We start from the raw sequence: 11,944 nt of genomic DNA on the forward strand, positions 1-11,944 counted from the left end.
AATATTTATGATAAGGTAGGATTATAATATAATGTGTAACACAAATGGTTTATAAAATATAATAGCCATGGAGGAGAGGGTATGAAAGCAGTTATTTTGGCAGGTGGTTACGGCACCCGCATATCGGAGGAATCTCAATACAAGCCAAAGCCTATGATTGAGGTTGGGGGGATGCCAATTCTTTGGCATATTATGAAGGAGTATTCTGTTTATGGTATCAATGATTTTGTAATCTGTGCTGGGTACAAGCAGTACATGATTAAGGAATGGTTTAATAATTATTTCTTGAATACCAGTGATGTAACCTTTGATATGACTGATGGCAACAAGGTTATTCTGCATGAGCAGCACTCGGAGCCTTGGCGGGTGACGGTGGTTGATACTGGGGAGAACACCATGACGGGAGGTCGTATCAAGAGAATCCAGAAGTATATTGGAGATGAAACTTTCTGCATGACCTATGGCGATGGGGTGTGTGACGTGGATATTTCGGAAATAATCAAATTTCATCGTTCCCATGGCAAGCTGGCTACCTTGACCTCTGTACTTTTGGATCAGTCCAAGGGGGTGTTGAATATAGGCGGTGATAATGCGGTGCAGTCCTTCCGGGAAAAATCCAAGGAGGACAGTGCACCTATTAATGCTGGCTATATGGTACTAGAGCCGGAGATATTCGATTATCTGGATGGAGATGAGTGCATTTTTGAGCAGGCACCTTTGGAAAAATTAGCCGAGGAAGGGCAGCTTATGAGCTATCGTCATCGTGGCTTCTGGCAGTGCATGGACACCATGCGGGAGAAAATCCAGCTAGAAAATCTTTGGACTCACGGCAAAGCACCTTGGAAGGTATGGGATGAGTAAATGGTATTTGGCATTGTGGATAACGATACAGAATTTTTGACAAAAATATAGTAAAATTATATAATAAGAGTGTTCTAGTATAGTTTTTATAGAGGTGTTAAAAATGGTCTTGTCCGACGGAATGATAAGAACTTTAGCAATTAATCAAAGGATGCTTGTACCATTTGAAGAAAATAGGTTGCAAGCGGTTTCCTATGATATTTCATCTGGTAAAGTTGCAGTAGTATATAGAAACATAGATCAATCTATAGATTTGCGAAATAAAGATTTAGTGCAGTTCGTGACTCGTGATATAGATATTAGCAACGGATATCATATTAAGCCAAATGAATATATTTTGATAAAGACAAAAGAAAGGTTTGCTATACCGTCAAATATTACGGCACATATTAGACCACGTACAACCTTTACAAAATTGGGTCTCACAGTGTCTTGTCAACATATGAATCCTAATTTTCAAGGTTATCTCTATTTAGGATTGTACAATGCAACACCTAATATTATAGACATTTACCCGGATTTGGTAATAGCACAAATGGTGTTTGAGGAAGTTAAAGGGGAAATAACGAAGGAAAAGTTATACGATCATAAGAAAGACGCTAAATATCAAAATGAGGACGAATTTATCTCTCCTCAATACGATCAGTTAGATGATACTGAAAAAGTTAGGGTCGATAACATTATAAATAGAATGTTAGGTAAAGAAAATGTCTAAGTTGAGAGATTTATTAGAAAAAAGTTTTCAAAATGAAAATATAACTGAGAAGGAGCTGCATTATAAAGATATAATAATTGATCGATTATAGAAAGAAATAAAGCAGGAGATAATTACTGAGGAAGCTGAGCAGGTAATACAGGCAGAAGAAAAAAGAAGGCTTATAGGTAAGATTGGTTTAATAAAAGATACTTTTTGGACTGTGGTAATTATTGGTATCTTAGTCGGTGTAACTGGTAATCAGGTTACAGAGTTAGTTTCATTTGGTAAGTATGGTTTACCTATTGGATGGACGATAGCGTTAATAGTATTTTTAATATTAATCATGTATATTTATTTTTGGATCGGGTATTTAAAGCAGGCTACTGCGGAAATAACCACGTTTAAGGAGAAAAATGGATAGAGCATTACCGCACAATGGGGAAATTTGGAGACATTTTAAGCAAAACGTTTATCGTATAATTACCATTGCAGAGCATACAGAAGCAAAGGAAAAGTTGGTTATATATCAGGCGCTATATGGGAATTATGGTATATACGCAAGGCCGTTGCATATGTTTATGAGTGAAGTTGATCACGTGAAATACCCAAACTCAGAACAAAAATATAGGTTTGAAAAGATTAATACTGAGAGGAATTAGCGTTGAGTACCGCAAGTATGGTTATACTTGGGATTGGGGGCGAGGCGGTGAGCTTCGTCCTTTTTGTCTATAAAAAATAAAAATGCTAAGAGCAAAATTGCTAGTGTAAAAGATATTACTAGATATAGAAAATTGAAGTAAATTCGCAATTTGTGCCGTATGCTGTAAGGCATACGGCAATATTTTTAAGGAGATTTTTATATGGTTTTGAATTTGGATTTTTATAGAGGCAAAAATATTTTAGTAACAGGCCATACTGGCTTTAAGGGAATTTGGCTTTGTAAGATTCTGGAGCTGCTGGGGGCTAATGTTACAGGTTATGCTTTGCCTTCGCCTACGGAGGAAGGGAAAAAGGTTTTTCAGCAGTCTGGTGCTGAAGCTGGCATGAATTCTATTATTGGCGATGTGCGGGATTTGGCTGCTTTGCAGAAGGCTTTTGTTGAAGCTCAGCCAGAGATTGTTTTTCATCTGGCGGCTCAGCCTATTGTGCTGGAAAGCTATCGCAATCCTGTAGAAACATATAGCACAAATGTTATGGGAACCGTAAATGTGTTGGAGTGTATAAGACAAAGCAATAGCGTAAAATCATTTGTGAATATTACCACGGACAAGGTTTATGAAAACAAGGAGTGGCCTTGGGGTTATAGAGAAAATGAGCCTTTGGATGGCTTTGATCCCTATTCTAATAGCAAGAGTTGTTCTGAGTTGGTAACCCATAGCTATCAGAAAAGTTTTTTTGCTGATGGCAGGGTGGCCATATCTACAGCTAGGGCAGGTAATGTTATAGGTGGAGGAGATTTTTCGCCAAATCGCATTATACCTGACTGTATTCGAGCAGCCTACGCAGGCGGAAATATAGCAGTGCGAAATCCCCATTCCATTCGGCCATATCAGCACGTTTTGGAGCCTCTTTATGCATATTTGCTGATTGCCGAAAAACAGTATGCAGATGGTAATTTGGCTGGTTGGTACAATGTTGGTCCTGATGAATGTGATTGCCTGACTACTGGGGAGCTGACGGAGCTTTTTTGCCAATGTTGGGGAGATATAAAATGGCAGGATGTTAGTGTGGAAGCTCCCCATGAAGCAAAGTTTTTGAAGCTGGACTGCTCTAAGTTGAAGGCCGCTATGGGCTGGCAGCCTAAGTGGCATATAGAGGAAGCTGTGGCCAAAACCGTGGCATGGGCCAAGGCATGGCAGAATAATGACAACATAAGTTTGTTGATGGAAAAGCAGATTAGAGAATTTTTGGAGGATTAATCTATGGGACAGCAGGAATTACATGATAAAATATTGGCATTGGTAAAGGAATATTGCGATAAATATCATAATCAGCCAAAGAATTTTCATGAGGGAGATAAGATTTCCTATGCCTCTCGGGTTTATGACCATGAGGAAATGTGCAATCTGGTGGATAGTGCCTTGGAGTTTTGGCTGACCTCTGGTCGATATGTGCAGGAATTTGAGGCTGGTTTAAGTAAATATCTAGGTGTTAAATATACCGCGGTGGTAAATTCTGGTTCCTCTGCCAATCTGTTGGCATTTATGACCTTGACTTCTCCCTTGCTGAAGGAGCGTAGGATTCGGCCAGGTGACGAGGTTATTGCCGTGGCGGCAGGTTTTCCTACAACGGTTTCTCCCATTATAAATTATGGTGCGGTGCCAGTATTTGTGGATGTAACTATTCCCCAATACAATATAGATACTGCTCAGTTAGAGGAGGCCTTGTCTGAGAAAACCAAGGCTGTTATGATAGCTCATACCCTTGGCAATCCCTTTGATTTGCAGGCAGTCAAGGCTTTTTGCCAGAAGCATAATCTTTGGCTTATTGAAGATAATTGTGATGCTCTAGGTTCCACATATGAGCTGGATGGGGTAGAGCATTTTACTGGCAGTATTGGTGATATGGGAACATCCAGCTTTTATCCACCTCATCATATGACTATGGGCCAGGGTGGCGCTGTATATACCAATAATCCACTGCTGAACAAAATTATGCGTTCCTTCCGAGATTGGGGCCGGGATTGTGTATGTGCTTCCGGTCAGGATAATTTCTGTGGTCATCGCTTTGATGGGCAATATGGGGAACTGCCCAAGGGATATGACCACAAATATGTTTATTCCCATTTTGGTCTGAATTTAAATATTACCGATATGCAGGCAGCAGTAGGCTGTGCCCAGCTAAAGAAATTTCCTGATTTTGTGGAGCGTCGCAGATATAATTTTAATCTCCTGCATAAAGAGCTGCAGGAGGTACAGGACAAGTTGATTTTGCCAGAGCCATGTCCTAATAGTAACCCTAGTTGGTTTGGCTTTATGGTGACCTGTCGAGAGGGAATCCAGCGGGATAAGGTTATTAGATATTTGGAAAATCATGGTATTCAGACCAGAATGCTTTTTTCGGGTAATCTTATCAAGCATCCTTGCTTTGATGAAATGCGGAAAGCTGGTAAAGGTTATCGGGTGATTGGGGATTTAGCCAATACAGATAGAATCATGAATGATACCTTCTGGGTGGGGGTATATCCTGGCATGACTGATGAAAAGCTGGTGTATATGGCCAAGATAATTAAGGAAGCAGTGAGCAAGGTATGAAAAAATGTATTGTAACAGGAGCAGCTGGTTTTACTGGTTGCAATTTGGTGGAAAGATTATTAGCTGCAGGATATTTCGTCTATTGCGTGGTGCGGGAAAATTCCGCTCATAACAAGAGGCTGGAAAATTTGGTCAATGTACAGCTGGTTTATGCGGATTTGGCGGAATATAAAAATCTCTATCAGCAAATTCAGGAGCCATGTGAGGTGTTTTTCCATTTGGCTTGGCAGGGTGGCAGATATGATTTCGCTGCTCAGTATCAGAATGTAGAAGATACCTTGGGGGCACTAGAGGCAGCCAAGGAAATTGGCTGCAAGCGATTTGTTTGTACTGGTTCTCAGGCAGAATATGGCCCTCATCAGGATTTGATTACAGAAGAAACCTGTCCCCATCCTATAGATGCCTATGGCTCTGCCAAGCTGGCGGCCTGCATATTGACAAGGCAAAGAGCTATGGATTTGGGCATTGAATGGATATGGGGACGGATATTCAGCCTTTATGGCAAATACGAGCCAGCAGGGAGAATGCTGCCAGATTTAATTGCCTCCTTGCAGGTAGGGAAAGACTTCTATATGCAGTCAGATGGCCAGCAAAACTGGGACTATCTCAATGTTATAGACGGTGCAGAAGCATTGATAGCTTTAGGAGAAAAAGGAAGAAGTGGCGAGATTTACAATATCGCCAGCGGAAAATACAAGCCATTGAAGGAATTTATAGAAGATATTCAAAAAGTTGTAAAAAGCAAGGCCAAGGTACACTATGCTGCTGAGAAGAAAGCGTTATTCTCATTGCAGGTAGATGTGTCGAAGATAGTCTGCGATACAGGCTGGAAAGTAAATTAGAATGTCTTTGAGCACATAGCTTTTTGTTTTGTATGGTTTTTAGAATTTGTTAACCAATATTAATAAAATAAAAATACAATACGATATAATAATATATAGTTAATTTATTATTCCTGCTAGCAACAGGATAGAATGTCACAAAGGCAATGGTAGGGTGGTGTTGTCCCATGCTTATTTTTATGGTGGGATTATCCGCAGAAATGAATAAAATTTTAAGCCTAGGAGTAAAGCTCGTAGGCTTATTTTGGTGAGAAATTTATTAAATAAATTAAAATAGCATGAAACCTAATTATATAGAAAGGAAAAGTATATAATTTTATTTTTTAGTTATTATATACGTTAAGATTATGTCTAATAAAAAAAATATCGGAATAATAATACATAGAACAGATGAGAGTATGTGCCAAAATTTGCTCAATAGTTTAACGGACGTAATGGTTCCTGATGGCTATGAAGTTATTGTAACAGTATTGGACAATTCATCGAGTAAAGCCGCGTCCTATAATGAAGGGATGCAACAAATCAATGGAGAAATAAAATTATATATTGATGAATCGGCAATCATAGTTAACAAGAATATCCTCAAAGATATAGTTCGTTTTTTTGAAACTAATCCTGAAGATAAAATGTTAGGTTTATTCGGCTCGGAAATGCCCATAAATGGAGATTATTCTGAAAGTCAAAATTGCTATGGCATATATGGCTATACTCAAAATGGAAAAAATATAAATTTAAATTTAGGAAAAAAAGCAATATGGAAACAAAATGTAACCTGTATAGATAGTATGTTTGTGGCTACCTCATCAGATATTGAATGGGATGATTCCGTAGGTGAAGAGTTTTTGATTGCAGCTCAATGTTGTCGCTTCAGAGAAAAGCATTATGGTATATCTGTACCAATGCAGGATATGCCCTGGTGTGCATATTACAAAAAATCTAGTTATAATGAACAGTCAAATGATTTTAAAAAGGATAGGTTGAAATTTTTTGACAAATACAAAAAAATTATTCAACCCCTTGTTAGTATCTTAATTACTACCTATAATCAACCAGTTTTTTTCAAGGAAGCTTTAGAGAGTGCATTGCATCAGGATTATCACAATATTGAGATAGTTGTTGGGGATGACAGCACAAATACAGAAACAAAAAAACTTATGCAGGAATATATAAGAAAATATCCTCAGATAAAATATTACTATCACAATGGGCCATTAGGCGGGCGTGGATTAGAGAATGCAAAATTTGTACTGAATCATTCCAATGGAGATTTTATAAATTATTTATTTCATGATGATTTATTTTATCCTACAAAAATAAGCACAATGATGAAATACATGGTTCGAGATTTAAGTGAGCAGCTAGGCATGGCTTCTTCTGCAAGAAATCTTATTGACGAAAATGGAGTGGTACAAGGACAAATAAATCCATGGCAGCCTATTGATAATGAAGTTTTGAATGGTATGGAAATGGCAGAAAAAATATTGTACTCTTCGCAAAATTACATAGGCGAATTAACGACTGTTTTATTAAGAAAAAAATTGCTTAAGCAAAATAATGGTGAATATTTGATGGGCTGTTTTAATGGGGTACGTGATAAGGCAAATGGTGATGTGGCAACATGGTTAGATGTTGCAAGACAAGGAAAGAACTGTTTGTTTTTGAAAGATGTTTTGAGTTGCTTCAGAAGACATTCAGGTCAGAATACATATAATGTAACTATTATTGTTAATTCAATAATAGACTGGTTGAATTATATCACTATATTTGGATGGCTAGATATCCATAAAAAAAATACAGAGGAATTATCATATTATTATGATAGATGGTATTTGGTACATAAAAAAAATATAAGTTATATTTGTAATTTCATAAAAAGTGAAAAAATGGAAATTCAAGATAAGGTTAGATTTTGTATCGAAGTATTAAAATTGATAGAGAGAGGAGAATATCAAAAAGTTAGAGAATTATCACAAAAATATATACGATTAAATTATGAAAATTTGAGCATTGGGGAGTAATTTGAAGCAAGGAGGCTAGAAGATGAAGATAGATTTATCAGTATTAAATATACAATATAAATTACATCAGCAAGAATATGAAGCTGCTGCACTTCGTGTATTATGTTCTGGTTGGTATGTATTGGGACCAGAAGTTGAGGCTTTTGAAAATGAGTTTGCAGCATATGTTGGATGTAAATATTGCGTAGGCGTAAATTCAGGATTAGATGCCTTGACACTTTCTATTAATGCTTTAGGTATAGGCGCTGGCGACGAGGTGCTGGTTCCTGCCAATACGTATATAGCTACAGTTTTGGCGATTACTAAAAATGGTGCAAAGCCAGTATTCGTAGAACCAGATGTATACTATGGAATTGATGCAGACAGGATAGAGGCTGCTATTACTAAAAAAACTAAAGCCATAATGCCGGTTCATCTTTATGGACAGGCCTGTGATATGGATAAAATTATGAATATTGCAGATAAATATAATTTAAGAGTTGTGGAAGACTGTGCACAATCTCATGGGGCAAAGTACAAAGGAACAATGACAGGTGCATTTGGTAATGCAGGTTGTTTCAGTTTTTATCCAACAAAAAATCTGGGTGCTTTTGGTGATGCAGGAGCTGTAGTGACAGATGATGAGGGATTGTATAAAAAGCTAAAAATGCTTCGCAATTATGGCAGCAAGAAAAAATACTACAATCAGATAGAAGGAGTAAACTCTCGACTTGATGAAATGCAGGCTGCGTTGCTACGTGTGAAGTTATCTCATCTAGACGAGTTAAATGCTGAACGTGTTGCTATAGCTAACCGTTATACAACAGAAATAAAAAATCCAGCTATACAACTACCTTTTGTGCGTGTGATAGAAAACAATCATGTTTATCATCAGTATGTAATTAGAACAAAAAAACGTGATGAGTTTCAAAAATACCTTGCAGATAATGGTATCAAGACTGTTATTCATTATCCTATACCACCACATTTGGCAGAATGTTATCAGCATTTAGGATATGGTAAAGGGAATTTTCCTATAGCAGAGAAATACGCAGATGAGGTTTTGAGTCTGCCTATGTTTAATGGTATGACTGAGCCGGAAATAAATTATGTCATTAAATGTTGCAATTTATTTCGAGTAGATTGAGATGTGTGTTAACATAGATGAGGTATGTATGTATAAGATATTGTATATTGGTAGGCCAATTGAATCTGTAGTACAAGTTTTAAAGGAATCTGCATCATTAGATTTGTTGGGCTATATTTTAGATAAAAATCTCCCAGAAGATAAAATTAATAATGATAAGAAAATTTTTAGGTCATATGATTTGCATGAATATAATTTTTCGGATATTGATATTGTAAAGCCAGACTTGGTATTAGTGCCAAATTATAGTAGACTGATTAAATCATCTCTTATAAATAGGTATCCATTCATTAATATACATGGAGGCATTTTGCCTAAATGGCGAGGTTTTAGCTCAAATCTGTGGGCATTGTTAAATGGTGAGAAGAAGGTGGGATATACAGTCCATCGAATTCGTTCTGGAATGGATAATGGCGAAATATACAGGATAATTGATGTAGATGTACAAGATGATGTTAAATTTATAGACCTTAGAAAAAATATTATAGATAAGCTTTGCAATCAATTGGAAAATATTTTGATAGGGATTATTGATGGAAGTTTGCAGCCGGTTGAGCAAAAAGAGAATGATATTGTTTATAATTGTAAATTAAATCCTGATGATGGTATAGTTTGGGATTGGGATAAGCCAAGTAGATATTTTATAGGTTTATGGCAGATATTTTCATATCCTCCTTATGGCACAGGTATGAAAGTTTTTATTCATGATAAGCTATATTATGTAACTAAAATTACGCAGGAACCTGAAATTGCTGTTTCTATGGGAATATCTGGTGCTGTTGTTAATATGTATGAGGATGGTTCTGTGCTTATAAAAACTCAGGATACTGCTGTGAGAATATATGAATTCATGGATATGGAAAAGAAAAGAATGTTACCTTGTAAGCTTTTGAAAATAGGCCAAAGATTACAGGGAAATGTGAAGACGAGGTAGTATAATGCAGGTAGTAAAATATGTATTTCAGCCACATGGTGATGAAAGAGGACAGTTAATAGCTTTAGAAGAATTTGTAGATATACCGTTTAAAATAAAGAGAGTTTACTATATGTATGATACTGCACAAGGAGTTGTACGGGGAAAACATGCACATAAATGTTTAAAACAAATTTTGGTATGTATACATGGAAGTTGTAAAGTGCTTTTAGATGATGGTAAAGAAAAAAAAGTTGTATTGTTGGAGCGACCATATGAAGGGGTGTATGTTGCTAATAATATGTGGCGTGAAATGTATGATTTTTCATCGGATGCTGTTTTGGTAGTCTTTGCATCAGAATTGTATGATGAAGCAGATTACATAAGAGACTATGATGAATTTTTAAATTTTATTAAAGATATAGATCAGTAGTCGATTTATAAAATAAAGAATATGGGTGAAAAAAATGGATAATGAAGTTAAGAAAACAATTACAGTTTATGTTCCTGGCAGCCAATGTAATTTGAGATGTGAATATTGTTATGTTTCACAATGTTTGGATGAGTCACATATAGAGAAGGCATCTTTTATGTATCCATTAGAACATATGATAAAAAAGTTTTGATCCTAAAAGGATTGGTATAGCTAATATTACGGTAATTGGTAGAGGGGAGACATTGCTACCGAAGGAAGTAGTGCCGTTTATAAAGGGGCTGCTGTCATATGGACATTGGGTGGAAGTTGTTACTAATTTAACATTAACAGATAGGATAAATGAGCTGCTGGATGTTAAAGATAAAAGCATATTAAAACATCTTTTGGTTAAAGGATCTTTGCATTGGAAAGAGTTGAAAAATAAAAATCTAGTAGATGTGTATTTTGAAAATATGTGCAAAGTTATTGCAAGCGGTGCATCAAGTTATCCTTTCTTGGTAATATGTAAAGCATATATGCCATATTTGGACGAAATTAGACAGGTTTGTCTCGAAAAAATACACGCATTGCCACAATGTTCTCCGTGTATTGTATATGATGGTAAAGATGATATTGGTAGAGGTGGTATTTATACTACTGAGCCAGTATGTGATGAAAAATTTGTAAAGAAGATAGATGATTTGTTTCAAAGTGATATATTTAAAGTTTGTATAAAAATGTTGGAAGTTGGCCCTAAAAAGGTGTTCTGCTATGCAGGTGTCTATGGATTTGGTGTAGATATGCGATCTGGTTATATGGTTAAATGTCATAATGTGCCAGCTAATAGAAATTTTTTTGAAAATATCAAATCGGATGTATCATTATTACCAGTTGGTTGTGATCGTGGGATATCATCCTGTGCGTTGCAATACAATTTTGTTGCACAAGGATTTATACCAGAAGTTGATGATACAAAATATTATGGTGAGATTCTAAAAAAAGAAGGTTGCATACAACCAGAGTTTTTGCATGCAGTATCAGTTAAATACCATGAAAACAAAGGTGTATTTACCAAGTAACAGGAAAGAGATTACATAATAGAAGGATATAATCATTTGCTAGAAAAAAATAGCAGATTAGAAGATAATAATAGGAAGTTGGTTTATAATTATAATAAGCTAAAAAGTGAATATGACAAGGTTGCATGCTGTAGAGGGGGGAAAGATTGTGATAAATTTAACGAAGTTTTAATGATGCTTGAAACGGGTGAAGTAAAGGAGTTATCTGAGATATTTAGTATAAAATATGCGGAGGAATTGTATAAGGCATGTAAGCGTTCAGATGACAGATATACTACCTATGATAATCTTAAAAGATTGTTATTAAATTGTTTTATAGAAGGGAATATAACTAAAGAAAAAATTTCTTGTCTAAAATCAATGCTGAATATTTACGGAGAAAAGAATGTCTAAAATATTAATAGCAATGTTTGCCGGAACATTGAATGAAAATGGCGAGAGAGTATTACCAGCTTTTTATGAGTATGTTGTATCCCAGTTAAAAAAGAAAAATGATGTATTTTTATTTATGCATGGTATGTTTGGGGATATAGATTTTGGTAAGCCTCCAGAAAATTTAATAAAAAAATTGAGGAATTCAATCCTGATCTGTGTATATTGTTTAATAATTCTTTTTATGAGATAAGAGATATAGTAGATTGTCCTATTTTGATATATTATGCCGATTGGTGCTATGTCAAGATTTAAAGCAAATTAAAATGAGAATTTTCCATCGAAAAATAAATATTTGTTCTCTAAG

The 11,944-nt window shown here is 35.8% G+C and carries 13 protein-coding genes; all 13 read left to right on the forward strand.

What is annotated here, in order from left to right:
- Positions 1-81: 81 nt before the first annotated feature.
- The gene (gene rfbF / locus I6E26_RS02710) at positions 82-861 is read left to right on the forward strand and encodes a glucose-1-phosphate cytidylyltransferase (protein ID WP_235320297.1); all 780 of its coding nucleotides are present in this window, start codon (positions 82-84) and stop codon (positions 859-861) included.
- A 103-nt stretch (positions 862-964) separates the two neighbouring features.
- Positions 965-1,576 (forward strand): dCTP deaminase, encoded by a 612-nt coding sequence (gene dcd / locus I6E26_RS02715; RefSeq protein ID WP_235320298.1) that lies wholly within the window; start codon positions 965-967, stop codon positions 1,574-1,576.
- A 395-nt stretch (positions 1,577-1,971) separates the two neighbouring features.
- Positions 1,972-2,217, forward strand: a complete 246-nt coding sequence (locus I6E26_RS02720; protein WP_235320299.1) for a DUF1653 domain-containing protein — start codon at positions 1,972-1,974, stop codon at positions 2,215-2,217.
- 201 nt (positions 2,218-2,418) lie between these two features.
- Positions 2,419-3,477, forward strand: a complete 1,059-nt coding sequence (gene rfbG, locus I6E26_RS02725; RefSeq protein WP_235320300.1) for a CDP-glucose 4,6-dehydratase — start codon at positions 2,419-2,421, stop codon at positions 3,475-3,477.
- 3 nt (positions 3,478-3,480) lie between these two features.
- On the forward strand, positions 3,481-4,812 hold the full coding sequence (gene rfbH, locus I6E26_RS02730; protein ID WP_235320301.1) for a lipopolysaccharide biosynthesis protein RfbH: 1,332 nt from the start codon (positions 3,481-3,483) through the stop codon (positions 4,810-4,812).
- Positions 4,809-5,654 carry an NAD-dependent epimerase/dehydratase family protein gene (locus I6E26_RS02735; protein WP_235320302.1) on the forward strand — a complete coding sequence of 282 codons (846 nt, stop codon included), beginning with the start codon at positions 4,809-4,811 and terminating at the stop codon, positions 5,652-5,654. The genes rfbH and I6E26_RS02735 overlap by 4 nt, the downstream gene beginning before the upstream one ends.
- 347 nt (positions 5,655-6,001) lie before the next feature.
- Positions 6,002-7,672, forward strand: a complete 1,671-nt coding sequence (locus I6E26_RS02740) for a glycosyltransferase (protein ID WP_235320303.1) — start codon at positions 6,002-6,004, stop codon at positions 7,670-7,672.
- A gap of 22 nt (positions 7,673-7,694) precedes the next feature.
- The gene (locus I6E26_RS02745; protein ID WP_235320304.1) at positions 7,695-8,798 is read left to right on the forward strand and encodes a DegT/DnrJ/EryC1/StrS family aminotransferase; all 1,104 of its coding nucleotides are present in this window, start codon (positions 7,695-7,697) and stop codon (positions 8,796-8,798) included.
- Positions 8,799-8,826: 28 nt separating this feature from the next.
- Positions 8,827-9,732, forward strand: a complete 906-nt coding sequence (locus I6E26_RS02750) for a formyltransferase family protein (protein WP_235320305.1) — start codon at positions 8,827-8,829, stop codon at positions 9,730-9,732.
- A 4-nt stretch (positions 9,733-9,736) separates the two neighbouring features.
- Positions 9,737-10,144, forward strand: a complete 408-nt coding sequence (locus tag I6E26_RS02755; protein WP_235320306.1) for a sugar 3,4-ketoisomerase — start codon at positions 9,737-9,739, stop codon at positions 10,142-10,144.
- 245 nt (positions 10,145-10,389) lie between these two features.
- Complete coding sequence (locus tag I6E26_RS02760) at positions 10,390-11,205, forward strand: hypothetical protein (RefSeq protein ID WP_235320307.1); 816 nt, start codon at positions 10,390-10,392, stop codon at positions 11,203-11,205.
- Between the two features lie 36 nt (positions 11,206-11,241).
- Complete coding sequence (locus I6E26_RS02765) at positions 11,242-11,598, forward strand: hypothetical protein (protein ID WP_235320308.1); 357 nt, start codon at positions 11,242-11,244, stop codon at positions 11,596-11,598.
- Complete coding sequence (locus I6E26_RS02770) at positions 11,591-11,830, forward strand: hypothetical protein (protein WP_235320309.1); 240 nt, start codon at positions 11,591-11,593, stop codon at positions 11,828-11,830. Before I6E26_RS02765 ends, I6E26_RS02770 begins: the two co-directional genes overlap by 8 nt.
- The last annotated feature ends 114 nt before the right edge of the window (positions 11,831-11,944 follow it).

It is taken from the genome of Anaerovibrio lipolyticus, assembly GCF_021531495.1.
GTDB lineage: Bacteria > Bacillota > Negativicutes > Selenomonadales > Selenomonadaceae > Anaerovibrio.

Bases quoted from the DNA above. Each gene is read 5' to 3' on its own strand.
- I6E26_RS02755 (WP_235320306.1), top strand. From the start codon at position 9,737: ATGCAGGTAGTAAAATATGTATTTCAGCCACATGGTGATGAAAGAGGA.
- rfbG (WP_235320300.1), top strand. From the start codon at position 2,419: ATGGTTTTGAATTTGGATTTTTATAGAGGCAAAAATATTTTAGTAACA.
- dcd (WP_235320298.1), top strand. From the start codon at position 965: ATGGTCTTGTCCGACGGAATGATAAGAACTTTAGCAATTAATCAAAGG.
- I6E26_RS02750 (WP_235320305.1), top strand. From the start codon at position 8,827: ATGTATAAGATATTGTATATTGGTAGGCCAATTGAATCTGTAGTACAA.
- I6E26_RS02720 (WP_235320299.1), top strand. From the start codon at position 1,972: ATGGATAGAGCATTACCGCACAATGGGGAAATTTGGAGACATTTTAAG.
- I6E26_RS02770 (WP_235320309.1), top strand. From the start codon at position 11,591: ATGTCTAAAATATTAATAGCAATGTTTGCCGGAACATTGAATGAAAAT.
- rfbH (WP_235320301.1), top strand. From the start codon at position 3,481: ATGGGACAGCAGGAATTACATGATAAAATATTGGCATTGGTAAAGGAA.
- rfbF (WP_235320297.1), top strand. From the start codon at position 82: ATGAAAGCAGTTATTTTGGCAGGTGGTTACGGCACCCGCATATCGGAG.
- I6E26_RS02745 (WP_235320304.1), top strand. From the start codon at position 7,695: ATGAAGATAGATTTATCAGTATTAAATATACAATATAAATTACATCAG.
- I6E26_RS02735 (WP_235320302.1), top strand. From the start codon at position 4,809: ATGAAAAAATGTATTGTAACAGGAGCAGCTGGTTTTACTGGTTGCAAT.
- I6E26_RS02740 (WP_235320303.1), top strand. From the start codon at position 6,002: ATGTCTAATAAAAAAAATATCGGAATAATAATACATAGAACAGATGAG.